This is a genomic window from Pseudomonas sp. SCA2728.1_7 (genome assembly GCF_018138145.1).
Lineage (GTDB): Bacteria > Pseudomonadota > Gammaproteobacteria > Pseudomonadales > Pseudomonadaceae > Aquipseudomonas > Aquipseudomonas koreensis_A.
In genome coordinates this window covers 2640140-2662693 of sequence record NZ_CP073104.1, presented here as the reverse complement: position 1 = coordinate 2662693, position 22554 = coordinate 2640140, and the positions used below count along the sequence as shown (strand labels likewise).

Below are 22554 nucleotides of genomic sequence, written 5' to 3'. Positions count from 1 at the left end.
TGAAGTCGTCCTGACTGCGCGGTGAACGCAGGCGAATGACAGGAGTATAGAGGCGGTTTTTGGCCTGGAAGGGGTAGTGGCACATTGGCGCTAATGATTTCGGCATTAGCGTCATAGCGATTGGCGCTAAAGGCTCAAGCGATCTGTTCGAAAGGGATTTGCGCCCAGTCCGGTTGCAGCGGCGGCAAGCCGAAACGCGCGCGGGCCTTATCGCAATCGACATTCTGTTCGCCGTTTTCCCAGGACGATTCGAATTCGCGGCAGGGGCTGGAGCGCAATTCGTAAATCGAGCACTTCACCTCGCTGCCGACTTCGCCTTCCAACGCCGTGCAGCGTGGCGATTTGCAGTCGGTGCCGTTCATCGCCACCCGGCTCGGGCTGATCTGCGTGACCAGTTCATCGGGCACCGTGCCGCCGGAAGATGAGCACTCACCCCAAAAGAAAGACACGCGAAAATGGGAACAGCAGGCACCGCAATTCAGACACGGACTGACTTCAGACATGGGCGAGGGTATCAAAGGGATTGATCGGGAGATCCGGACGGATCCGGCGGCCATTCTAGGCTTTGCCGCAGACTTGGGAAGGGGGGCGCGAAACTATTTTTTTGTGGCAAGGTTTTGCCGCAATAGCCCCGGTTTTCGGGGGATTGCAGGCTTATCAAGGGCTTACGTTTCGTTACAGTGCCATGGGCCGATATCAGGCAGACGAATGATCACAGACAGCCTCGGCGCGGCTGACTAGATTGCAGGTTCCGGGCTCGGATGCGTTGGCAGTGAAGCCCTATAACAATAAAGAGACGGACCCATGCAGAACTCGACCCAAGCGGCGAATGCCTGGCGCATTCTGTTCCTGCTGTTCCTCGCCAACCTGTTCAATTTCTTCGACCGCACCATTCCGGCGATCATCATCGAGCCGATCCGCATGGAATGGCACCTCAGTGACTTTCAACTGGGCATCGTCGGTACCGCATTCACTATTGTTTACGCGATTGCCGGGCTGCCGCTGGGGCGGATGGCCGATACCGGTTCGCGCAGCAAGCTGATGGGCTGGGGTCTGGCGACGTGGAGTGCGCTGACGGCGGTCAACGGTCTGGTCGGCAGTTTCTGGAGCTTTCTGATCGTGCGCATGGGCATCGGCATCGGCGAGGCCAGTTATGCACCAGCGGCCAATTCGCTGATCGGTGATCTGTTTCCGGCCCATCGTCGGGCGCGGGCGATGGGCATTTTCATGCTCGGTCTGCCGTTGGGGCTGTTGCTGGCGTTCTTCACCATCGGCTGGATGGTCAAGGCTTTCGACAGCTGGCGCGCGCCGTTCTTTATTGCCGCGGTGCCGGGGCTGATCCTGGCGATCTTCATGTTCTTCATCAAAGAGCCGAAGCGCGGCGCAGCGGAGACCGTGCAGGTTTCGCAAGAGAAGGTCGACAGGCCGATCCGGCGGATTCTGGCGGTGCCGACCTTTCTCTGGCTGGTGCTGGCCGGGTTGTGCTTCAACTTTGCGACGTATGCCTGCAACTCGTTTCTGGTGCCGATGCTGCAGCGTTATTTCCTCATGCCGTTGCAGGAAGCAGCGGTGGCCACCGGGATGATCGTCGGCGTCACCGGGCTGGTGGGTTTGACGCTGGGCGGCTGGATTGCTGACAAGATTCACCAGCGTGTGGCTAATGGTCGGTTGTTGTTCGCGGCGTTCAGTCTGATTATTTCGACGTTGTGCACGGCTTGGGCGCTGCATGCCGGGCGGATCGAGATCGGTGTATTCGTGGCGGTGTTCAGCGTCGGTTGGTTGTTTGCCTACAACTTCTACACCTGTGTTTACACGGCGATTCAGGACGTGGTCGAACCGCGCCTGCGGGCCACGGCGATGGCGTTGTTCTTTGCCGGGTTGTATTTGCTCGGTGGTGGTTTGGGGCCGGTGGTTGTCGGTGGTTTGTCCGATCATTTTGCGCACACGGCGATGGCGGCGGCGGGGGCTGAGCAGATGACCGAAGCGTTCAAAGCAGTCGGGCTGCATGATGCGATGTACCTGATTCCGGTGGCGCTGTTTTTGACCATGGTGTTTCTGTTTCTGGCAGCGCGGTGTTTTGTCCGAGATGCGCAGCGGATGAAGGAGGGGTTGGTGGCGGTGGTTGAGCCAGAAGTGGCTGCGGCGACTGCATAACCGCTATCGCGAGCAGGCTCACTCCTACAGGGGGACGCATTCCAACTGTAGGAGTGAGCCTGCTCGCGATAGGGCCCTTAGCATCGGCAAGTAAATAACAGGCAAACAAAAAGGCCCGCATCACTGCGGGCCTTTCTGTTTTCAGCGGTGGAGCGGGGCGGTTTAGCCCGCCACCAACACCCGAATCGCTTCCAGACGCAACGCCGCTTTATCCAGCATCGCCAGACCCTGCTCGCGCTGTTCACGCAACGCCACCAGTTCGCTGTCACGCACAGTCGGGTTGACCGCTTGCAACGCGGTCAGGCGCGCCAGTTCTTCGTCGGTGTCGGCCGCCAGACGGCGACGGGCCTCGGCCACGCGCTCGGCGTGACGCGGGGCGATCTTGTCTTCACCGGCGTTGATCCTCGGCGTCAGCTGATCGCGCTGGGCCTGGATGAACTTGTTGGCGCTGGCGCGTGGCACGCTTTCCAGCTGATCGTTCAGGGTTTCAAACGAGACGCGAGCCGACAGGTCGTTGCCGTTGGCGTCGAGCAGGCAGCGCAGGGCGGCCGGCGGCAGGTATCGGCCCAGTTGCAGCGAACGCGGCGCCACTACTTCGCTGACATACAGCAGCTCAAGCAGCACGGTGCCCGGTTTCAATGCCTTGTTCTTGATCAGCGCGACGGCGGTGTTGCCCATCGAACCGGACAGCACCAGGTCCATGCCGCCCTGCACCATCGGGTGTTCCCAGGTGATGAACTGCATGTCTTCACGCGACAGCGCCTGGTTGCGGTCGTAGGTGATGGTCACGCCTTCGTCGTCGCCCAGCGGGAAACTGGCGTCGAGCATTTTCTCGCTCGGCTTGAGGATCAGGGCGTTTTCCGAATGGTCTTCGCTGTCGATGCCGAACGCGTCGAACAGGGTTTCCATGTAGATCGGCAGGGCGAACTGATCGTCTTGTTCGAGGATGTCCTCGACCAGAGCTTCACCTTCGCCGGCGCCGCCGGAGTTGAGCTCCAGCAAACGGTCACGGCCGGTGTGCAGTTCGGCTTCGAGACGCTCGCGCTCGCTGCGCGCTTCGTCGATCAGCGCTTGCCACTCACTGTCGTCGGCTTCTTCGAGCAGCGGCAGCAGGCGCGGGCCGAACTGGTGCTGCAAGGCGTTGCCGGTCGGGCAGGTGTTGAGGAACGCGTTCAGCGCTTCGTGGTACCACTGGAACAGGCGCTCTTGCGGGCTGGTTTCCAGGTACGGCACGTGCAATTCGATGATGTGCTTCTGGCCGATCCGGTCGAGACGACCGATACGCTGCTCGAGCAAATCCGGGTGCGACGGCAGATCGAACAGCACCAAGTGGTGAGCGAACTGGAAGTTGCGACCTTCACTGCCGATTTCCGAGCAGATCAGCACTTGTGCGCCGAATTCTTCGTCGGCGAAGTAGGCGGCGGCGCGGTCACGCTCAAGGATGTTCATGCCTTCATGGAACACCGTGGCCGGGATGCCGGAACGCACGCGCAGGGCGTCTTCCAGGTCCATCGCGGTTTCGGCGTGGGCGCAGATCACCAGCACTTTGGTGCGCTTGAGCATTTTCAGCTGATCGATCAGCCATTCAACGCGCGGGTCGAATTTCCACCAGCGCTCTTCTTCGCTGGCGTCCGGTTGCGCCTGGAAGCTGACTTCCGGGTACAACTCGGCGTGTTCGCCCAACGGCAGTTCGAGGTATTCGTCCGGGCATGGCAGCGGGTAAGGGTGCAGTTTGCGCTCCGGGAAACCCTGCACGGCGGCGCGAGTGTTACGGAACAGCACGCGGCCGGTGCCGTGGCGATCGAGCAGTTCACGCACGAGGCGGGCGCTGGCTTCAGTGTCGCCATCGTTGACCGCGGTCAGCAGCGCTTCGCCTTCGTTGCCGAGGAAACCCTGAATGGTTTTGTGCGCTTTGGCCGAGAGACGGCCCTTGTCGAGCAGTTCCTGAACGGCTTCGGCCACCGGGCGATAGTTGTCGCTCTCGGCGCGGAAGGCGGCCAGGTCATGGAAACGGTTCGGGTCAAGCAGGCGCAGACGGGCGAAGTGGCTGTCCTGGCCGAGTTGTTCCGGAGTGGCGGTGAGCAGCAGCACGCCCGGGATGACCTCGGCGAGTTGCTCGACCAGCGAGTATTCGGCGCTGGCTTTCTCTTCGTGCCAGACCAGGTGGTGCGCTTCGTCGACTACCAACAGGTCCCAACCGGCGGCGAACAGTGCGTCTTGCGCCTTCTCGTCGTCGACCAGCCACTCCAGCGCGACCAGCGCCAGTTGGGTGTCTTCGAACGGGTTGGCGGCATCGCTTTCGATGAAGCGTTCTTCGTCGAACAGCGCGACCTGCAGGTTGAAGCGACGACGCATCTCCACCAGCCACTGGTGCTGGAGGTTTTCCGGGACGAGGATCAGCACGCGGTTGGCGCGGCCCGAGAGCAGTTGGCGATGGATCACCAGACCGGCTTCGATGGTTTTACCCAGACCCACTTCGTCCGCCAGCAGTACGCGCGGCGCAATACGGTCGGCGACTTCTCGGGCGATGTGCAATTGGTGCGCGATCGGTTGCGCACGCACGCCACCCAGGCCCCAAAGCGAAGATTGCAGCTGGCGGCTGGTGTGTTCGAGGGTGTTGTAACGCAGCGAGAACCACGCCAGCGGATCGATCTGCCCGGCGAACAGACGGTCGCTGGCCAGACGGAACTGAATGAAGTTCGACAGCTGGGTTTCCGGCAGGGTGACGGCTTCGTTCTGCCCATTGAGACCGTGATAGACCATCAGCCCGTCGACATCGTCGACTTGCTGCACGGTCATCTTCCAGCCTTCGAAGTGGGTGATGCTGTCGCCCGGCGAGAATCGCACGCGGGTCAGGGGCGCATTCCGTAGCGCGTACTGGCGGGTTTCGCCAGTGGCCGGGTAAAGCACGGTCAACAAGCGGCCGTCCTGTGCCAGAACGGTGCCTAAACCAAGCTCTGCTTCGCTGTCACTGATCCAGCGTTGCCCCGGTTGATACTGCTGCGCCATGCTGCCTGACTCCCACCTTGAAAAAGCGGGCTATCTTAACGGAATGCGGGCTTCAGGCCAAAGGATTAGGAGCAGTTGCGAGCTTTTAGCTGCAAGCTGCAAGTCGAAGCAGGCGGCGGTCATGCGTCGGTTTTACGAGAGAACAGGGCACCGGTGAGTGTTAACCCGGTCACAAGTTTGCGACCGACGGCTCAAGGCGCCTTTGCCGCAGCCGATAGCCTGCTGACAGGAGACCCTTTATATGTTGCCACCGATGCTCCCCTTGAGCGCTGTGCCGATCACTTCCCAGCAGGATCCGATCCGCCAGCGGCCGGACATTCCTCCGGTGGTGCCGGTGCAGGAAAGCTCCAACGAAAGCACGATCGATCTGCAAAAACGCGATCCGGAAGAGGATCGACTGCTGGCGCGCGAAGAACAGCGCCGCCAGCAAGAACGTGATCGCCGCCGCCGCGAGGCTGACGAAGACCCGGAAGAACACCTGGCCATACCCGGTACCGAGTTGAACGCTGATAACACCGTGCCGGTGGTGCCGCTGATGGAAGATCAGCCGCGTCAGGGCTTGTGGGTCGATATCGAGATCTGATCTTCGGCTGGTCAGCGCTGGTGTGACGTTGCATTATTGACGCGGTCCTGCCGGTGATGTGGCAGTTGTGATTCTTTCAAGTGATGTACTGATGCCATGAGCCAAGACGACAAACTGATTGACCTCAGTACTGAACGCGCCAAGCGCGTGCATGACATTAAAGAGAAGCGGCTGAACGAAGTGCGCCAGGCGTTCGAACAGGCGATGCCGTTGGGAAAAGCCAAGAAAAAGTCGAAAAACAAGCCGAAAAAGCGTTGATCTCCCCTGCATCCGTTGATGCAGGTCAGTTATTTTCCCTCCTTTATCTCCCTTCCTTGCTGGTATTGATCCCGGTCAATTTGTGCGTCTGTGTGTTTGGTAACTTAGGTCCATCGCAGCAGAGCAGGGGCCAGGAGGCCAGTCATGTTTTTCGATAACGTGGTGTTTGCCGGGGTCCTGACTGTAGGGCTGATGGTTCTGTTTTTTGCAGGGTTTGGATTTTTTATCTGGAAGGATGCGAATAAGCGCAAGAAGTGATTCTTCTGGATTGATGAGCACGCAAGGCATTTTGGGGCGACTTCGGTTGCCCCTTTTTTTTTGTGTCTTGGCGGCCTGTGGGCCGACCATGTTCTTGGGGTTTTGGGTGTATATCCGTTGCTTCGGTAACGGCGGCTTAGGGTTTCGCCCTGACGGCGACTCACTTTTTTGACAAACGCCTCAAAAAAGTAAGCAAAAAAACGCTTGCTCCTACGTGCGGCCCGCTCGCTGGGGCTCGGGGTTCCTTCGCTGCGGGATCGATCCGGGCGCAGCGCCTACGGTTTGCTTCGCTGCACCTCCTCTCGCTGTGTTTGGCTGCGCCAAACGGTCGCTGCGCTCCCACGCCCGGATCAATCCCTCCACTCAGCCTTCCGACGTCGCCCGTGGATCAAGATCAAGAGCAGGCGAGCTGACACTCGGCCTATTGAGTGGTGAAGAGCGGGTGTTCGGCTTTGGTTCGGTGTTGGATTCGCCCCTCACCCCAGCCCTCTCCCCAAGGAGAGGGAGCCGATTTGTGGGCTTTTCAAGATCTGAGTTCAACGCGGTATTCCAAGTCGGCGTAACTCTCCCAAACACCTCGGTCAGTCCCCTCTCCCTTCGGGAGAGGGCTAGGGTGAGGGGCTTTTGATCTGTTTCGGAATCTGAGTTCGGCTCGGTATCCCAAGTCGGCGTATCTCTTCCAAACACCCCGGTCAGTCCCCTCTCCCTCTGGGAGAGGGCTAGGGTGAGGGGCTTTTGATCTGTTTCGGAATCTGAGTTCGACTCGGTATCCCAAGTCGGCGTATCTCTTCCAAACACCCCGGTCAGTCCCCTCTCCCTCCGGGAGAGGGCTAGGGTGAGGGGCTTTTGATCTGTTTCGGAATCTGAGTTCGACTCGGTATCCCAAGTCGGCGTACCTCTCCCAAACACCTCGATCAGTCCCATCTATCGAGGGAAATGGGGCCGATTTTTGTGCTTTTCAAAGCCTGAGTTCAGCGCGGTATCGCACGTCGGCGTACTTCTGCCAAACACCTCGATCAGTCCCCTCTCCCTCCGGGAGAGGGCTAGGGTGAGGGGCTCTTGATCTGGCTTTGGCTTTTGATGTGGTTTTTGATCTTTTGCCCCATCGGCAGGCCGAGCGTAGGTGTTCATCCGGGGGGAGGCGCGCAGCGCCGTGCGGCGTAGCCGCATACATCGAGAGGAGGTGCAGGGAAGCAAACCGTAGGCGATGCCCCCGGATGGACACCGTAGCGAGGGAACACTGAGCCTCAGCGAAGTGCCGTACGCCAGGGGCAAAGCCTTTTGGTTCCTTTTTGGCGTTTGAAAAAGGGACTCGCTGTAAGAGCGAAACCGCCAGCGGCAACCCCCGCAGCAACGGATATGCCCCCAATCCCAATCCCAATCCCAATCCCAATCCCAATCCCAATCCCAAACCCCAGACAAAAAAAAGGCGCGATCCTCTCGAATCGCGCCTTTCTCATGTCCCGCTATCTATCAACTACCCAGCGCCTTCGACGCCAGCCAGAACAACCCAGCCGACAGCGCCACAGTCGCTGGCAGGGTCAACACCCATGCCAACAGAATGGTGCGAACCGTGCCACCTTGCAGGCCGCTCTTGTTAGCAACCATGGTGCCAGCCACGCCCGAGGACAGAACGTGCGTGGTCGACACCGGCAGGCTGAAAATGTTGGCCATACCGATCAGACTGGCCGTGGTGATCTGCGCCGACATGCCCTGGGAATAGGTCATGCCCTGCTTGCCGATCTTCTCACCGATGGTCAGAACAACGCGTTTCCAGCCAACCATAGTGCCCAGGCCCAAAGCCAGTGCGACCGCCAGAATCACCCAGAACGGGGCGTATTCGGTGGTGGTGGTCAGGTCTTTGCGCAGCTTGTCGAGGTCAGCCTTTTCACGCGGTTCCAGGCCTGGCAACTTGCCAACCTTTTTCGCGGTGTCGTCCAGGCACAGCAGGTAACGACGCACTTCGATACGGCTTTCCGACGACAGCGAGTGGTAGTCCGCTACGCCTTTAAGGGTGTGCAGCAGGGCGCTGATGGTCGGTTCGGTCTGCTGCGGGTTGCAGCGGAATTTCTCCGGCAGGTCGCCTTCCACGCTTTTGCCCAGGGCCAGGAATTCACCCAGCGAATCGGCGTTGCGCTGGTAGAACTGGCTCAGGTGCAGGGTCGCATCGCGAGTACGTTCGATCTGATAAGTGGTGCTGTTAAGGTCGAGAACGAACTGCGCAGGGACGATACCGATCAGCACCAGCATGATCAGGCCGATGCCTTTCTGGCCATCGTTGGAACCGTGCACGAAGCTCACGGCCATGGCCGAGATCACCAGGACCAGACGGTTCCAGAACGGCGGATGCTTCTTGTCGTCGATCTTGCGGCGCTGTTCCGGTGTCTTGTGCATCTTCGACAGCGGACGCCACCACTTCAGGCCGATCAGGATCAGCGCGGCGATCAGGAAACCGGCCATCGGCGAGAACACCAGCGAGGCGCCGATGTCGATCGCTTTCTGCCAGTTCACGCCGTCGGCCAACGGAATGTCGTTGATCAGGGCATTGGCCAGGCCGACACCGAGGATCGAACCGATCAGGGTATGCGAGCTGGAAGCCGGGATACCGAAGTACCAGGTGCCCAAATTCCAGGCGATTGCCGCGGCGAGCAACGAGAACACCATCGCCAGACCATGGCCGGTGTTCACATTGATCAGCAGTTCCACCGGCAGCAAATGGACAATGGCATACGCCACGCCAACGCCGCCCAGCAGCACGCCGAGGAAATTGAACACACCGGAAAAGAACACCGCCAGGTGGGGCGGCATGGCTTTGGTGTAGATAACAGTGGCTACCGCGTTAGCGGTGTCATGAAATCCATTGATGAACTCGAAGGCGAGGACAAACGTCAGGGCGAGCAAGAGGCTCACAAGCACCCAAGCATCCAGTCCGCTGAATAAATCGATCATGAAGGTTTTCTGACCCGGTCGTAAGGGGGCGCGATTATGCCAGAAAAGACTGGAAATCGATGCCCTACCTGCTCATCGGTTACACACTTCTTCGATTTAATTTGTTGCAGCGCATGAAAACCAAGCGTCGCGCAGGGTTTTTCAAGTCTTTGATTTATATGAAAAAAGACTTTTTTGACAAGCGTTTTTACCGCCACAGGAGAGGCTCAAACGCCTGTCTGAAATATCTGTGAAACGTGTAGGAAGCGCCCTTCAGCCTGCCAGGCGGGGAGATCGCCGCTGCCCGCGGGTAGCGGGCGCGCAAGGCTTCGTCTCGACACCGCGCTTGTAACCGGTGTGCACGTAAACCCTCGAAAGATACAAATAACCGTGGCTCACGGCTCTTCGGCTTTGAGTTCCTTTTCGATCTTTTCGATTTCCTGTTTGAAGACCTGATCCTGAACAGTGGGGCGTTTACGCCATGCCTTGCGTTCCGGTTCCGGTTGAGCGGCGTAGGTGGTGACTTCCCCGCCGTAAACTTCCTTGTAACGTTGTTCCTGGCGCTCAAGTTCCGCGCGCAGTTCGTCTTTCGTCACAGTGCTACCTGTATGAGTTGAGATAAATGTCTGGTGAAACGCGCTGCAACGAATCCAGTGAGTGGCCCGGTCGAGTGCTCAGCGCCCGGACAGGCGTTGAGGTCATCGCATGGCGATCAAGACTTCCATGTTGCAGGCGGCTACGACACCAGATTAAAACTGACGCAGCATCAGTTTCCTGTTTCAGCAAGCGCTGGCGTTGCATAAGTAATGCGCATCAGGCGCTGGCCAGGCTGACGGCAATGGACATTGCCTCAGCAGGTGGTCGCCGCACCGAATCAAACAACGCGGCCCCACTGAGATGCATTATAGCGGTCGATTCAGGAATGACTATCTTTGCCAAGTTAAAAACGGTTCGGGATGTGTGATCGTTTTGTTATTCGCAACTTTTGTTACTAGTTGTCGAGCGGACAAATCGTTATTTACCCGGCGATGTGTTTTTGGCGCCATTTAGTCGAACAACTAAGACGCGATTGAACGGGCTACCGAAGTTGAACAAGCGTTCAATGCCGGCGTTGAGGTGGCTGCGCCGGATTGCGATTATCGGTCGACGGTTCGATAATCGCCCAATCTTGCAGGCCCGACGCTTGTGCATTGGTCGGCGAGCCGCTTGTATAGCCCATTGATCCGTGCCGTATAGAAGGACAAGAAATGAACGATCAAATGCGCAACTCTTTCACCTCCGTGGCGCCGCCGATCGTCGCCTCGCCGGCCAAACGCATCCAGGCGCTGACCGGTGATCCGGACTTCATGACCTCGCTGGCCCGGGGCCTGGCGGTGGTGCAGGCGTTTCAAGAGCGCAAACGCCATCTGACCATCGCCCAAATCAGTCACCGCACGGAAATTCCCCGCGCCGCCGTGCGCCGTTGCCTGCATACCTTGATCAAACTCGGCTACGCCACCACGGATGGTCGCACCTACTCATTGCTGCCCAAAGTGCTGACCCTCGGCCACGCCTATCTGTCGTCGACGCCGTTGGCAGTGTCCGCCCAGCCGTACCTCGACCGCATGAGCGAGCAACTGCACGAAGCCTGCAACATGGCCACGCTCGAAGGCGACGACATTCTCTACATCGCCCGCTCGGCAACCACCCAGCGGTTGATTTCGGTGGATCTGTCGGTGGGCGGTCGTTTGCCGGCGTACTGCACGTCGATGGGGCGGATCCTGCTGGCGGCACTGGACGACACGTCCTTGCGTGAATACCTCGATCACGCCGAACTGGTCGCCAAGACCAGTCGCACGATCCATACACCCGACGCGTTGCTCGAATGCCTGCAGGAAGTGCGGCAGCAGGGCTGGTGCATCGTCGATCAGGAACTGGAACAGGGCCTGCGATCGATTGCCGTGCCGGTCTACGACGCTTCCGGTCAGGTGGTGGCGGCGCTCAACGTCAGCACCCACGCTGGTCGCGTCAGCCGTACCGAGCTTGAGCAGCGCTTCCTGCCGGGCCTGCTCAGTGCCAGTCGCGACTTGAGTGCGCAGTTGTTTGCCTGATGAAGCTGTTCGATAAACGCACAGTGTTGCGTTTATCGAATTGACGCTAAAACCCTCGGATCATTAATGTCGCGGCAGCGTCATCCGGCGCTGATATGAATGAGCCCGCCGGACTGTCGACTCCCATAATAATGACAAGAGGCAACTCACCATGCGCACGCTCTCCGACTGTCTCCGCTCCACCCGCTGTTGCCGGGTTTCCCGCAACGCCTGATCCAGACCTTCTATTCTTGTGACCGTGCCGCTCTTTGGCCGGCCGCCGTTCGACTGCGTTTTTTGCGTGGAATAAAAATAATGAACCAGCCTCAGTCCGCTGTAGGTAACTGCCTCGACGTGCAGACTTTCATCAATGCCCAACCGATCTCGCGCTATCAGTGGCGGGTGGTGATCCTGTGTTTCCTGATTGTCTTCCTCGATGGCCTCGACACGGCGGCGATGGGCTTTATTGCCCCGGCGCTGTCGCAGGACTGGGGCATCGACCGCGCCAGCCTTGGTCCGGTGATGAGCGCCGCGCTGATCGGCATGGTTTTCGGCGCACTGGGTTCTGGCCCGTTGGCTGACCGCTTCGGGCGAAAAGTCGTACTGGTGGGCGCCGTGGTTCTGTTCGGTGCCTTCAGTCTGGCGTCGGCGTACAGCACCAATGTTGAGCAATTGCTGGTGCTGCGTTTCCTGACCGGTCTGGGTCTGGGGGCGGGGATGCCGAATGCCACAACACTCCTCTCGGAATACACCCCGGAGCGCAAGAAATCGCTGCTGGTGACCAGCATGTTCTGCGGCTTCAACCTCGGCATGGCCGGTGGCGGGTTTATTTCCGCCAAGCTGATTCCGGCGTTCGGCTGGCACAGTCTGTTGCTGATTGGCGGGGTTCTGCCGTTGATCCTCGCCGTGGTGCTGCTGTTCTGGCTGCCAGAGTCGGCGCGCTACCTTGTCGTGCGTAACCGCGGCACTGACAAAGTGCGCAAAACCCTGGCACCGATCGACCCGCTCACCGTCGCCCAAGCCTCCAGTTTCAGCGTGCCTGAACAGAAGACCGTCAAGGCGCGCAACGTGTTTGCGGTGATCTTTTCCGGCACTTACAGCACCGGCACCTTGCTGCTGTGGCTGACCTATTTCATGGGCCTGGTGATCGTTTATCTGCTGACCAGTTGGCTGCCGACGCTGATGCGTGACAGCGGTGCGAGCATGGAACAAGCCGCGTTTATCGGAGCGTTGTTCCAGTTTGGCGGGGTGTTGAGCGCGGTCGCGGTGGGATGGGCGATGGACCGCTTCAATCCGCACAAGGTCATCGGCATTTTCTACCTGCTGGCCGGGGTGTTTGCCTACGCGGTCGGGCAGAGCCTGGGCAACATCACCTTGCTGGCGACTTTGGTACTGGTGGCGGGGATGTGTGTGAACGGTGCGCAATCGGCGATGCCGTCGCTGGCCGCGCGGTTTTATCCGACGCAGGGGCGGGCGACCGGGGTCTCGTGGATGCTCGGGATTGGCCGCTTTGGCGCGATTCTCGGGGCGTGGATGGGCGCGACCTTGTTGGGGCTGGGCTGGAATTTCGAGCAGGTGCTGACGGCGTTGGTGATTCCGGCGGCGTTGGCGACAGCTGCGGTGCTGATCAAGGGCATGGTCAGTCATGCGGATGCGACCTGAGTTTCATGCGTAGGAATGTTCGTCGAATGTTCCGGCCCCTTCGCGAGCAGGCTCGCTCCCACATTTTGAAATGCATTCCAATGTGGGAGCGAGCCTGCTCGCGAATGAGGTGATAGTTAGGGGAGTAACAATCTGTTCGATAAACGAACACTCAGTCGATTATCGGATTGTTTGGTGAATTTCCCAGGCTTAATCTTCAGTGACTCCGGCGCTGAACCTCGCGCCTTTTTATCACTGGCGATTCATTACAAAAACAGGAGCCCGCTCCATGGCTGAGATCCTTTCGCTGCACGACGCGGTGAAGCAATTCGTCAACGACGGTGACACCGTCGCACTCGAAGGCTTCACTCACTTGATCCCTACGGCAGCGGGTCATGAAATCATTCGTCAGGGCAAGAAAGATCTGACGCTGGTGCGGATGACGCCTGACTTGATCTACGACCAACTGATCGGTGCCGGTTGCGCACGCAAACTGATTTTCTCCTGGGGCGGCAACCCGGGTGTCGGTTCGCTGCACCGTCTGCGTGACGCGGTCGAGAAGCAATGGCCGCACGCTCTCGAAATCGAAGAGCACAGCCACGCTGACCTGGCGAATGCCTACGTTGCTGGCGCGTCCGGCCTGCCATTCGCGGTGCTGCGCGCTTACGCCGGCTCTGACCTGCCGAAGGTCAATCCACTGATCAAAACCGTGACCTGCCCGTTCACCGGTGAAGTGCTGGCGGCGGTGCCGTCGGTGCGCCCGGACGTGACCGTGATCCACGCACAGAAAGCCGACCGCCAAGGCAACGTGTTGCTGTGGGGCATTCTCGGTGTGCAGAAAGAAGCGGCACTGGCGGCCAAGCGCTGCATCGTCACCGTCGAAGAAATCGTCGACGACCTCAAGGCACCGATGAACGCCTGCGTACTGCCGACCTGGGCCTTGAGCGCGGTCTGCCACGTACCCGGTGGCGCGCATCCGTCCTACGCCCACGGTTACACCGAGCGCGACAATCGTTTCTATCAGGCGTGGGATCCGATCGCCCGCGACCGTGAGACGTTTACCGCGTGGATCAACGAATACATCCATGGCTGCGCTGACTTCAGCGCGTTCCAGGCCAAGTTGGCCGCTGCTTCGGAGGCCAAGTAATGACTTACACCACCAATGAAATGATGACCGTCGCGGCGGCCCGTCGCCTGAAGAACGGCTCGGTATGCTTCGTCGGTATCGGCCTGCCGTCGAAAGCCGCCAACCTTGCGCGTCTGACCTCGTCGCCGGACGTGGTGCTGATCTACGAATCGGGTCCGATTGGTGCCAAGCCGAGCGTGCTGCCGCTGTCCATTGGTGACGGCGAACTCGCTGAAACCGCTGACACTGTCGTGCCGACCGGTGAGATTTTTCGCTACTGGTTGCAGGGCGGGCGCATCGACGTCGGTTTTCTCGGCGCCGCGCAGGTCGACCGTTTCGGCAACATCAATACCACCGTGGTTGGCGATTACTTCTCGCCAAAAGTGCGTCTGCCGGGTGCCGGTGGCGCGCCGGAGATTGCCGGCTCGGCGAAAAGCGTTTTGATCATCCTTAAACAGTCGGCGCGCTCGTTTGTCGACAAGCTCGATTTCATCACCTCGGTCGGTCACGGCGAGGGCGGCGATTCGCGCAAACGTCTTGGCCTGCCGGGCGCCGGGCCGGTCGGCATCATCACCGACCTGTGCATCATGGAACCGGAAGAGGGCACCCACGAATTTGTGGTCACCGCACTGCACCCGGGCGTGACCCGCGAGCAAGTGGTCGCGGCCACCGGTTGGGCGATCCGTTTTGCTGACAACGTCGAGAGCACTGCGGAGCCGACTGAAGTCGAACTGACCGCGCTGCGCGATCTCGAAGCGCGCACCGCCGCCGCCCACGGCCAGGCCCCGGGAGAAGCATGATGCGTGACGTTTATATCTGCGACGCGATTCGCACACCGATCGGCCGTTTCGGCGGCGGTTTGTCCGCCGTCCGCGCCGATGACCTGGCCGCAGTGCCGATCAAAGCCCTGATGGAACGCAATCCCTCGGTGGACTGGAACGCCATCGACGAAGTCTTCCTCGGTTGCGCCAACCAGGCCGGCGAAGACAACCGCAACGTTGCGCGCATGGCGCTGCTGCTGGCCGGCCTGCCGGACAGCGTACCGGGCGTGACCCTCAATCGTCTTTGCGCTTCGGGCATGGACGCGATCGGCACCGCATTCCGGGCGATTGCCAGCGGCGAGATGGAGCTGGCGATTGCCGGTGGCGTCGAATCGATGTCCCGCGCGCCGTTCGTGATGGGCAAGGCTGACGCGGCGTTTTCGCGCAACATGAAGCTGGAAGACACCACCATCGGCTGGCGTTTCATCAACCCGTTGATGAAGGCGCAGTACGGCGTCGACGCGATGCCGCAGACTGCCGACAACGTCGCCGACGACTATAAAGTGTCGCGCGCCGATCAAGACGCTTTTGCTCTACGCAGTCAGCAACGTACCGCCGCCGCGCAGGCTGCGGGCTACTTCGCCGAAGAAATCGTCGAAGTGCGGATCGCCCACAAGAAAGGCGAAACCGTGGTCAGCCAGGACGAACATCCGCGCGCCGATACCACGATCGAAGCGCTGACCAAGCTGAAGCCAGTCAACGGCCCGGACAAAACCGTTACCGCCGGCAATGCTTCCGGTGTCAACGACGGTGCTGCTGCACTGATTCTCGCTTCCGCTGAAGCCGTGAAAAAGCATGGCCTGACCGCCCGCGCCAAAGTGCTCGGCATGGCCAGCGCCGGTGTGGCGCCGCGAGTGATGGGCATCGGCCCGGTGCCGGCGGTGCGCAAATTGATCGAGCGCCTGGGCGTCGCGGTCAGCGATTTCGACGTGATCGAACTCAACGAAGCATTTGCCAGCCAAGGCTTGGCGGTGCTGCGTGAACTGGGTCTGGCCGATGACGCTGCGCAGGTCAACCCGAATGGCGGCGCGATCGCCCTCGGTCACCCGTTGGGCATGAGCGGTGCGCGTCTGGTGTTGACCGCGCTGCATCAGTTGGAAAAGACCGGCGGCAAGAAAGGTCTGGCGACCATGTGCGTCGGTGTCGGCCAAGGTCTGGCCCTGGCCATCGAACGCGTCTGACGCAAGCCGTGACGAAAAAGAACAGAGGAAAGCGACATGTCTGACAAGCCTGGTTACCGTCGTCCGCAGGAAGGCACTCAGCCTGAGTATCTGCACCCGACGTATCAATCCACCAACCTGCGCTCGCCGTCGAAGCCGTTGGTGTTTCTGCCGCACTCGCTGTCGGAAATCACCGGCCCGACCATCGGCGCCGAGCGTGTGGGCGACACCGATAACGACCTGACCGCACAGCATGCAGGCGAGCCGCAAGGTGAGCGCATCATCGTTCACGGCCGCGTGCTCGACGAAAACGGTCTGCCGGTGCCGGGAATTCTGGTGGAAATCTGGCAGGCCAACGCCGCCGGCCGCTACAACCACAAGCGCGACCTGCACGATGCGCCGCTGGACCCGAACTTCACCGGCACCGGCCGCACCGTCACCGATGCTGACGGCTGGTATCAGTTCCAGACCATCAAGCCCGGCGCCTACCCGTGGGGCAACCACCACAACGCCTGGCGCCCGGCGCACATCCACTTTTCGCTGTTCGGGCCGAGCATTCTTACGCGCCTGGTCACGCAAATGTATTTCCCGGGCGATCCGCTGCTGGCCTACGACCCGATCTACAACTGCGTGCCGGACACTTCGGCCAAGGAACGCCTGATCGCCAGTTTCGATCTGGAAAAAACCATTCCGTCCTACGCCCTCGGTTATCGTTGGGACATCGTGCTGCGCGGGCGTGAAGCCACGCCGATGGAGAAATAAGATGACGCTGACTGCGACCACGTCCCACACCGTCGGGCCGTACTACCACATCGGCCTGACCTGGCTGAACCGCGAAAACCTCACCGTCGAGCAGACCCTCGGCGAGCGCGTGGCGATCACCGGGCAAGTGGTGGATGGCAACGGCGATGTCGTCAACGACGCCATGCTTGAAGTCTGGCAGGCGAATGCCGCCGGCAAATACGACCACCCGGAAGACGAGCAGGACAAACCGCTCGATCCGAACTTTGAAGGCTTTGGCCGGGTGCCGGTGGATGCGGAAGGGCGCTTCCGTTTCACCACGATCAAACCGGGCACGGTTGAAGGGCTGAAGGGCTCGACCCAGGCACCGCATCTGGTGGTGCTGGTGTTTGCGCGCGGGTTGGTGAAGCATTTGCTGACGCGAATCTACTTTGAAGGCGAGCTGGCGAACGTTGATGATCCGCTGCTTGAGTGCGTGCCGGCTGAGCGTCGCAGTACGTTGCTGGCCAAGCAGGACGCCTCGGGTGTTTACCAGTGGAATGTGATTCTGCAAGGCACTGATGCCGAGACGGTGTTCTTCGATTACTGAAGAACACCCCAATCCCTGTAGGAGTGAGCCTGCCCGCGATGGCGGTGTGTCAGATTTAAATGGTCTGAATGACACACCGCCATCGCGAGCAGGCTCACTCCTACAAGGGAACTGTGTTGCAGATGGAACTGTGGAACGGGACTGTTGCAAAGTATGTCTAGACTCTCACTGTCCCTATCGAGTGAAAAACAATGACAACCACCACCTCCCATTACAGCGGTGAAGAGCGCAGCAAGCGCATCTTTGCCATTGTCGGCGCCTCGTCCGGCAACCTTGTCGAATGGTTCGACTTCTACGTCTACGCCTTCTGCGCGATCTATTTCGCCCCGGCGTTTTTCCCCTCCGACAACCCGACGGTGCAACTGGTCAACACCGCTGGCGTGTTCGCCGCCGGCTTCCTTATGCGTCCGATCGGTGGCTGGATTTTCGGCCGGGTTGCCGACAAGCACGGGCGCAAGAATTCGATGCTCATCTCGATTCTGATGATGTGCTTCGGCTCGTTGCTGATCGCCTGCCTGCCGACCTATAAGGACATCGGCGTCTGGGCGCCGGTCTTGCTGTTGTTCGCACGCTTGCTGCAAGGCCTGTCGGTCGGCGGCGAGTACGGCACCACCGCCACCTACATGAGCGAAGTCGCCCTCAAGGGCCAGCGCGGATTTTTCGCCTCGTTCCAGTACGTGACGCTGATCGGCGGGCAACTACTGGCGGTGTCGCTGGTAGTAGTGCTGCAGCAATTCCTTACCGAAGAAGACCTGCGCGCCTACGGCTGGCGGATTCCGTTTGTGGTCGGTGCGGTGGCGGCATTGATTTCGCTGTTCCTGCGTCGCAGCCTGAAAGAAACCACCAACAAGGAAACCCGCGAACACAAAGACGCTGGCAGCATCGCCGCGCTGTTCCGCGATCACAAAGCCGCGTTCATTACCGTGCTCGGTTACACCGCCGGTGGCTCGCTGATTTTCTACACTTTCACCACCTACATGCAGAAGTACCTGGTGAACACCGCCGGTATGCACGCCAAGACCGCCAGCTACATCATGACCGGCGCGCTGTTCCTGTATATGTGCATGCAGCCGCTGTTCGGCATGCTCGCTGACAAGATCGGTCGACGTAATTCGATGCTCTGGTTCGGCGCGCTCGGTACGCTGTTTACCGTGCCGATTCTGCTGAGCCTGAAAAGCGTCAGCAGCCCGTTCCTCGCCTTTGTGCTGATCACCGTGGCGCTGGCGATTGTCAGTTTCTACACCTCGATCAGCGGTCTGGTAAAAGCTGAAATGTTCCCGCCGGAAGTCCGCGCCCTCGGTGTCGGTCTGGCCTATGCGGTGGCGAATGCGATCTTCGGTGGCTCGGCGGAATTCGTCGCCCTGAGCCTGAAGAACATCGGCATGGAAAACTCCTTCTACTGGTACGTGACGGCGATGATGGCGATCGCCTTCCTGTTCAGTCTGCGCTTGCCGAAACAGGCGGCGTATTTGCACCACGATCTCTAACCCGATGCGCGCGGGCCGTGATGGCCCGCGCCGGCAAGGACTGTTTATGACTCAGCGACCGGGCAATCAATTGTTCGATGCCTACTTCACTGCCCGCAATATGCGTGAAGTGTTCTGCGATCAGGGCCGTGTGCAGGCGATGCTCGACTTCGAAGCGGCGCTGGCGCGGGCCGAGGCGCGGGTTGGTCTGATTCCTTCTGCGGCTGTCGCACCGATTGCAGCGGCGTGTAACGCGGGGTTGTATGACTTTGCGGCGCTGGGCGAGGCGATTGCCACGGCCGGCAATTCGGCGATTCCGTTGGTCAAAGCGTTGGGCAAGCAGATTGCCGCGACCAGTGCCGAAGCCGAGCGTTATGTGCATTTGGGGGCGACCAGTCAGGACGTGATGGACTCGGGGCTGGTGCTGCAATTGCGTCAGGCATTGGTGTTGATCGAAGACGATCTGGCGCAACTGGCTGACTCTCTCGCTGTTCAAGCCCAACGCCATGCTGCAACGCCGCTGGCCGGACGCACTTGGTTGCAACACGCGACGCCGGTGACCCTGGGCATGAAAATCGCCGGATGGCTGGGCGCTGTGACTCGCAGCCGTCAGCGCTTGCGCGAACTCAAGCCGCGTTTACTGGTGCTGCAGTTTGGCGGTGCATCGGGGACGCTTGCCGCGTTGGGTGAACAGGCGATGCCGATTGCGCAAGCGTTGGCTGAAGAACTGCAACTGACCTTGCCGGAACAACCGTGGCACACCCAGCGCGATCGCGTGGTCGAGTTTGGCGCGGTGCTCGGTTTGATCGCCGGCAGCCTCGGCAAATTCGGCCGCGACATCAGCCTGTTGATGCAGACCGAAGCCGCTGAGGTTTTCGAGCCTTCAGCGCCGGGCAAGGGTGGTTCGTCGACCATGCCGCACAAACGCAATCCGGTCGGCGCGGCGGTGTTGATCGGCGCAGCGACGCGGGTGCCGGGTCTGGTCTCGACGCTGTTCAGCGCGATGCCGCAGGAACATGAACGCAGTCTCGGCCTGTGGCATGCCGAATGGGAAACCTTGCCGGAGATTTGCTGCCTTGTTTCCGGTTCGCTGCAACAGGCTCGGTTGTTGGCGCAAGGGCTCGAAGTCGACGCTGAACGTATGTCGCGCAATCTCGAACTGACCCAAGGGCTGGTGCTGGCCGAAGCCGTGAGCATCGTCCTCGCCCAGCGGGTCGGCCGCGACACCGCGCATCATCTGCTTGAGCAATGCTGCAAACGCGCGGTGGCCGAGCAGCGTCATTTGCGCGCCGTACTCGGTGACGAACCGCAAGTCACCGCCGAGTTGAGCAGCGCTGAACTCGATCATCTTCTGAACCCCGCCCATTACCTCGGTCAGGCGAAAACCTGGGTCGAGCGCGCGGTGGCCGAACACAACGCATTGTCTGACTGAAAGGAGAGGGCTGTGGCTTTCGTTCAACTCGCCGATGGCGAACTGCACTATCAAATCGAGGGCCCGGTCGATGCGCCGGTGCTGGTGCTGTCCAACTCGCTGGGCACGGATCTGCACATGTGGGACGCGCAGATGCCGGCGTTTACCGAGCATTTTCGCGTGCTGCGCTTCGACACCCGTGGCCATGGCCAATCACTGGTGACGCCGGGGCCTTACAGCATCGAGCAACTCGGTCACGACGTGCTCGGCTTGCTGGATGCGTTGCACATTGAACGTGCGCATTTCTGCGGACTGTCGATGGGCGGCCTGATCGGCCAGTGGCTGGGAATCAATGCTGGTCATCGTCTGCACAAGCTGATCGTCTGCAACACAGCGGCAAAAATCGGTGATCCGTCGGTGTGGAATCCACGCATCGAAACCGTACTGCGCGATGGCGCGGCGGCGATGGTGGCCCTGCGTGATGCTTCGATTGCCCGCTGGTTTACCCCGGACTTCTCGGCAGCACACCCGGCGGCGGCCAAGCAGATTACCGACATGCTCGCAGCCACTTCGCCTGAAGGTTACGCGGCCAATTGCGCGGCGGTGCGTGATGCCGATTTCCGCGAGCAACTGGCGTCGATCAACGTGCCGTTGCTGGTGATCGCCGGCACTGAAGATGCGGTGACGCCGCCGTCTGGTGGGCACTTTATTCAGGAGCATGTACGCGGTGCCGAATACGCCGAGTTCTATGCGGCGCATCTGTCCAACGTGCAGGCCGGTGCAGATTTCAGTGATCGCGTGTTGGCGTTTCTCAACGCCTGATAAGGGGATTTTCGTGGACGAGGAACAACGTTACGACGAAGGCATGCAGGTACGCCGCGCAGTGCTCGGCGATGCACATGTCGATCGCAGCCTGACCACACTGACCGAGTTCAACTCGGAGTTTCAGGAGATGATCACCCGGCATGCCTGGGGCGATATCTGGACGCGTCCGGGTTTGCCACGTCATACGCGCAGTTTGATCACTATCGCCATGCTGATCGGCATGAATCGTGAGGGCGAGTTGAAACTGCATTTGCGTGCGGCGGCGAATAATGGCGTTAGCCGTGGTGAGATCAAGGAAGTGATCATGCAGAGCGCGATTTATTGCGGAATTCCGGCGGCGAATGCGACGTTTCATCTGGCCGAGTCGGTGTGGGATGAGTTGGGTGTCGAATCCCGGGAATAGTCGTTGGCCGGGCTGACGCCATCGCGAGCAGGCTCACTCCTACATTTGGAATGCGTTCCCCCTGTAGGAGTGAGCCTGCTCGCGATAGCGGTAGTGGCCGTGACGAATCAAACCCTGGCGACAATAAATATCCGCTTGAACGCAAACAACGTATGCCCATCACCCTCCTGCGGATAATGCTTATTCACTCGCATCAGATAGTGATAGATAAACCGCGCCTGTTCCGCTGAACTCAGCGCCTGCATCACTGGCCGCAGCGCCGAGACCTTCACCCAGTCATACACCGGCGACTTGCCGTCGACTACCTGCAGTTGCTCGGTCTCCCAGATATCCAGCGACGAGGTCAGCGGCGCGAGCAACCGGTAGTAATCCTCCAGTGCCAACAATGGCCGCGCCGCCATGCGCTGACGCAGCTCAGGTGTGCCCATCGGCGTGCCGCCGGGGCCGCCGTCTTCGAGGGTGTCGAGCATCAGTCGATACCACAGCGCATCGCGCCAGTCTGGCATGTGCGCCGCCAGACAACCGCCGGGATTCAGATAACCGAGCAGGTGCGGCAGCAGCGTTTCATGGCCCCCGATAAAGTGCAGTACGGCGGCAGCGAGCAGCAGATCCGCCGGCTGCTCCGGCCGCCAATCGAGCAGATCGCAACACTTCCACTGCGCCCGAATCGGCAGACAGCGTGCTTCATCGAGCATCTGCGTGGAGCTGTCGACGCCCTGCAACTGCGCGCGCGGCCAGCGTTTGGCCAGCAACTGCGTGGCAATGCCGGTGCCGCAGCCGAGGTCGTAAATGCGTTGAGGGTTTTGCAAGTCGACACGGTCGAGCAATTCATTGACCGGGCGTTGCCTGAGACGGAAAAACTGCTGGTACGCCTTGGCGTCCCAGTCGGATGTTGCGAGACGAGAGATCATTGAGGTGGTCCTCCGGTGATCGTTGGTGTCTTCCGATGACAACCTGGCTCCCAGCTTGAGGACCGACTACGACGACGGAAGCGGAAAGGTGAAGCACCTGAGTCCTTCAGGTTTTGTCACTTTACCCGCCGGCCGGCAAATCACCACTTCTCCAGACCAATGGCACAAAACCCCTGTAGGAGTGAGCCTGCTCGCGATAGC

General features: G+C 60.1%; 21 protein-coding genes. 15 read left to right on the top strand and 6 right to left on the bottom strand.

The features are described from left to right. Positions 1 to 134: 134 nt before the first annotated feature. Positions 135 to 503: a YkgJ family cysteine cluster protein gene (locus KBP52_RS11865; RefSeq protein WP_077571423.1), complete on the bottom strand. Its 369-nt coding sequence runs from the start codon at positions 501 to 503 to the stop codon at positions 135 to 137. Positions 504 to 804: 301 nt separating this feature from the next. Here KBP52_RS11865 and KBP52_RS11860 point away from each other — a divergent pair, with 301 nt between their 5' ends. After that, the gene (locus tag KBP52_RS11860) at positions 805 to 2154 is read left to right on the top strand and encodes an MFS transporter (protein ID WP_160056414.1); all 1350 of its coding nucleotides are present in this window, start codon (positions 805 to 807) and stop codon (positions 2152 to 2154) included. 162 nt (positions 2155 to 2316) lie between these two features. Here the strand turns inward: KBP52_RS11860 and rapA are convergent, their stop codons facing one another. After that, complete coding sequence (rapA, locus tag KBP52_RS11855; RefSeq protein ID WP_008082238.1) at positions 2317 to 5163, bottom strand: RNA polymerase-associated protein RapA; 2847 nt, start codon at positions 5161 to 5163, stop codon at positions 2317 to 2319. Positions 5164 to 5404: 241 nt separating this feature from the next. On the opposite strand from rapA, the gene KBP52_RS11850 reads away from it, so the two are divergent. The 3 genes from KBP52_RS11850 (at position 5405) to ccoM (ending at position 6262) form a co-directional block, all read left to right on the top strand. Beyond that, on the top strand, positions 5405 to 5746 hold the full coding sequence (locus KBP52_RS11850; RefSeq protein ID WP_077571425.1) for an aspartate-semialdehyde dehydrogenase: 342 nt from the start codon (positions 5405 to 5407) through the stop codon (positions 5744 to 5746). Positions 5747 to 5842: 96 nt separating this feature from the next. Then, positions 5843 to 6004, top strand: coding sequence for a hypothetical protein (locus tag KBP52_RS11845; RefSeq protein ID WP_007918490.1), 162 nt, complete (start codon positions 5843 to 5845; stop codon positions 6002 to 6004). 144 nt (positions 6005 to 6148) lie between these two features. Next, positions 6149 to 6262: a cytochrome c oxidase subunit CcoM gene (gene ccoM / locus KBP52_RS30695; protein ID WP_003222396.1), complete on the top strand. Its 114-nt coding sequence runs from the start codon at positions 6149 to 6151 to the stop codon at positions 6260 to 6262. A gap of 363 nt (positions 6263 to 6625) precedes the next feature. Here the strand turns inward: ccoM and KBP52_RS11840 are convergent, their stop codons facing one another. The 3 genes from KBP52_RS11840 to KBP52_RS11830 all read right to left on the bottom strand — a co-directional run bounded on the left by KBP52_RS11840 (position 6626) and on the right by KBP52_RS11830 (position 9786). After that, entirely contained in the window at positions 6626 to 7186 is a 561-nt protein-coding gene (locus KBP52_RS11840; RefSeq protein ID WP_212622814.1) for a hypothetical protein, read from the bottom strand. A 549-nt stretch (positions 7187 to 7735) separates the two neighbouring features. After that, positions 7736 to 9211 (bottom strand): inorganic phosphate transporter, encoded by a 1476-nt coding sequence (locus KBP52_RS11835; protein ID WP_034153067.1) that lies wholly within the window; start codon positions 9209 to 9211, stop codon positions 7736 to 7738. A gap of 374 nt (positions 9212 to 9585) precedes the next feature. Then, on the bottom strand, positions 9586 to 9786 hold the full coding sequence (locus KBP52_RS11830; protein ID WP_008080067.1) for a hypothetical protein: 201 nt from the start codon (positions 9784 to 9786) through the stop codon (positions 9586 to 9588). A 651-nt stretch (positions 9787 to 10437) separates the two neighbouring features. On the opposite strand from KBP52_RS11830, the gene pcaR reads away from it, so the two are divergent. From pcaR to pcaC, 11 genes are all read left to right on the top strand, one after another. After that, the gene (gene pcaR, locus KBP52_RS11825; protein ID WP_007917109.1) at positions 10438 to 11280 is read left to right on the top strand and encodes a pca regulon transcriptional regulator PcaR; all 843 of its coding nucleotides are present in this window, start codon (positions 10438 to 10440) and stop codon (positions 11278 to 11280) included. Between the two features lie 294 nt (positions 11281 to 11574). Next, complete coding sequence (locus tag KBP52_RS11820; RefSeq protein WP_212622813.1) at positions 11575 to 12921, top strand: MFS transporter; 1347 nt, start codon at positions 11575 to 11577, stop codon at positions 12919 to 12921. A 268-nt stretch (positions 12922 to 13189) separates the two neighbouring features. Continuing rightward, the gene (locus KBP52_RS11815; RefSeq protein ID WP_064393052.1) at positions 13190 to 14047 is read left to right on the top strand and encodes a CoA transferase subunit A; all 858 of its coding nucleotides are present in this window, start codon (positions 13190 to 13192) and stop codon (positions 14045 to 14047) included. After that, positions 14047 to 14826, top strand: coding sequence for a CoA-transferase subunit beta (locus KBP52_RS11810; protein ID WP_077571458.1), 780 nt, complete (start codon positions 14047 to 14049; stop codon positions 14824 to 14826). The genes KBP52_RS11815 and KBP52_RS11810 overlap by 1 nt, the downstream gene beginning before the upstream one ends. Then, the gene (gene pcaF, locus KBP52_RS11805) at positions 14823 to 16028 is read left to right on the top strand and encodes a 3-oxoadipyl-CoA thiolase (protein WP_174244436.1); all 1206 of its coding nucleotides are present in this window, start codon (positions 14823 to 14825) and stop codon (positions 16026 to 16028) included. Before KBP52_RS11810 ends, pcaF begins: the two co-directional genes overlap by 4 nt. A 36-nt stretch (positions 16029 to 16064) precedes the next feature. Beyond that, on the top strand, positions 16065 to 16769 hold the full coding sequence (pcaH, locus tag KBP52_RS11800) for a protocatechuate 3,4-dioxygenase subunit beta (protein ID WP_102902709.1): 705 nt from the start codon (positions 16065 to 16067) through the stop codon (positions 16767 to 16769). 1 nt (position 16770) lies between these two features. Continuing rightward, complete coding sequence (gene pcaG / locus KBP52_RS11795; protein ID WP_137218050.1) at positions 16771 to 17337, top strand: protocatechuate 3,4-dioxygenase subunit alpha; 567 nt, start codon at positions 16771 to 16773, stop codon at positions 17335 to 17337. Positions 17338 to 17528: 191 nt separating this feature from the next. Continuing rightward, entirely contained in the window at positions 17529 to 18824 is a 1296-nt protein-coding gene (locus KBP52_RS11790; RefSeq protein WP_212622812.1) for an MFS family transporter, read from the top strand. A 46-nt stretch (positions 18825 to 18870) separates the two neighbouring features. Beyond that, entirely contained in the window at positions 18871 to 20235 is a 1365-nt protein-coding gene (locus tag KBP52_RS11785; RefSeq protein WP_212622811.1) for a 3-carboxy-cis,cis-muconate cycloisomerase, read from the top strand. 12 nt (positions 20236 to 20247) lie between these two features. Beyond that, entirely contained in the window at positions 20248 to 21036 is a 789-nt protein-coding gene (gene pcaD / locus KBP52_RS11780; RefSeq protein ID WP_212622810.1) for a 3-oxoadipate enol-lactonase, read from the top strand. A 13-nt stretch (positions 21037 to 21049) separates the two neighbouring features. After that, positions 21050 to 21442, top strand: a complete 393-nt coding sequence (pcaC, locus tag KBP52_RS11775) for a 4-carboxymuconolactone decarboxylase (protein ID WP_212622809.1) — start codon at positions 21050 to 21052, stop codon at positions 21440 to 21442. 107 nt (positions 21443 to 21549) lie between these two features. Here the strand turns inward: pcaC and KBP52_RS11770 are convergent, their stop codons facing one another. Further along, a complete protein-coding gene (locus tag KBP52_RS11770) occupies positions 21550 to 22353 on the bottom strand; it encodes a methyltransferase domain-containing protein (RefSeq protein ID WP_212622808.1) in 804 nt (267 codons plus the stop codon). Positions 22354 to 22554: the final 201 nt, after the last annotated feature.

Bases quoted from the DNA above. Each gene is read 5' to 3' on its own strand.
- pcaR (WP_007917109.1), top strand. From the start codon at position 10,438: ATGAACGATCAAATGCGCAACTCTTTCACCTCCGTGGCGCCGCCGATC.
- KBP52_RS11840 (WP_212622814.1), bottom strand. From the start codon at position 7,186: ATGGGACTGATCGAGGTGTTTGGGAGAGGTACGCCGACTTGGGATACC.
- KBP52_RS11790 (WP_212622812.1), top strand. From the start codon at position 17,529: ATGACAACCACCACCTCCCATTACAGCGGTGAAGAGCGCAGCAAGCGC.
- KBP52_RS11785 (WP_212622811.1), top strand. From the start codon at position 18,871: ATGACTCAGCGACCGGGCAATCAATTGTTCGATGCCTACTTCACTGCC.
- KBP52_RS11845 (WP_007918490.1), top strand. From the start codon at position 5,843: ATGAGCCAAGACGACAAACTGATTGACCTCAGTACTGAACGCGCCAAG.
- KBP52_RS11770 (WP_212622808.1), bottom strand. From the start codon at position 22,353: ATGATCTCTCGTCTCGCAACATCCGACTGGGACGCCAAGGCGTACCAG.
- KBP52_RS11865 (WP_077571423.1), bottom strand. From the start codon at position 503: ATGTCTGAAGTCAGTCCGTGTCTGAATTGCGGTGCCTGCTGTTCCCAT.
- KBP52_RS11810 (WP_077571458.1), top strand. From the start codon at position 14,047: ATGACTTACACCACCAATGAAATGATGACCGTCGCGGCGGCCCGTCGC.
- KBP52_RS11820 (WP_212622813.1), top strand. From the start codon at position 11,575: ATGAACCAGCCTCAGTCCGCTGTAGGTAACTGCCTCGACGTGCAGACT.
- ccoM (WP_003222396.1), top strand. From the start codon at position 6,149: ATGTTTTTCGATAACGTGGTGTTTGCCGGGGTCCTGACTGTAGGGCTG.
- pcaH (WP_102902709.1), top strand. From the start codon at position 16,065: ATGTCTGACAAGCCTGGTTACCGTCGTCCGCAGGAAGGCACTCAGCCT.
- KBP52_RS11815 (WP_064393052.1), top strand. From the start codon at position 13,190: ATGGCTGAGATCCTTTCGCTGCACGACGCGGTGAAGCAATTCGTCAAC.
- pcaG (WP_137218050.1), top strand. From the start codon at position 16,771: ATGACGCTGACTGCGACCACGTCCCACACCGTCGGGCCGTACTACCAC.
- KBP52_RS11850 (WP_077571425.1), top strand. From the start codon at position 5,405: ATGTTGCCACCGATGCTCCCCTTGAGCGCTGTGCCGATCACTTCCCAG.
- KBP52_RS11860 (WP_160056414.1), top strand. From the start codon at position 805: ATGCAGAACTCGACCCAAGCGGCGAATGCCTGGCGCATTCTGTTCCTG.
- rapA (WP_008082238.1), bottom strand. From the start codon at position 5,163: ATGGCGCAGCAGTATCAACCGGGGCAACGCTGGATCAGTGACAGCGAA.
- pcaF (WP_174244436.1), top strand. From the start codon at position 14,823: ATGATGCGTGACGTTTATATCTGCGACGCGATTCGCACACCGATCGGC.
- KBP52_RS11835 (WP_034153067.1), bottom strand. From the start codon at position 9,211: ATGATCGATTTATTCAGCGGACTGGATGCTTGGGTGCTTGTGAGCCTC.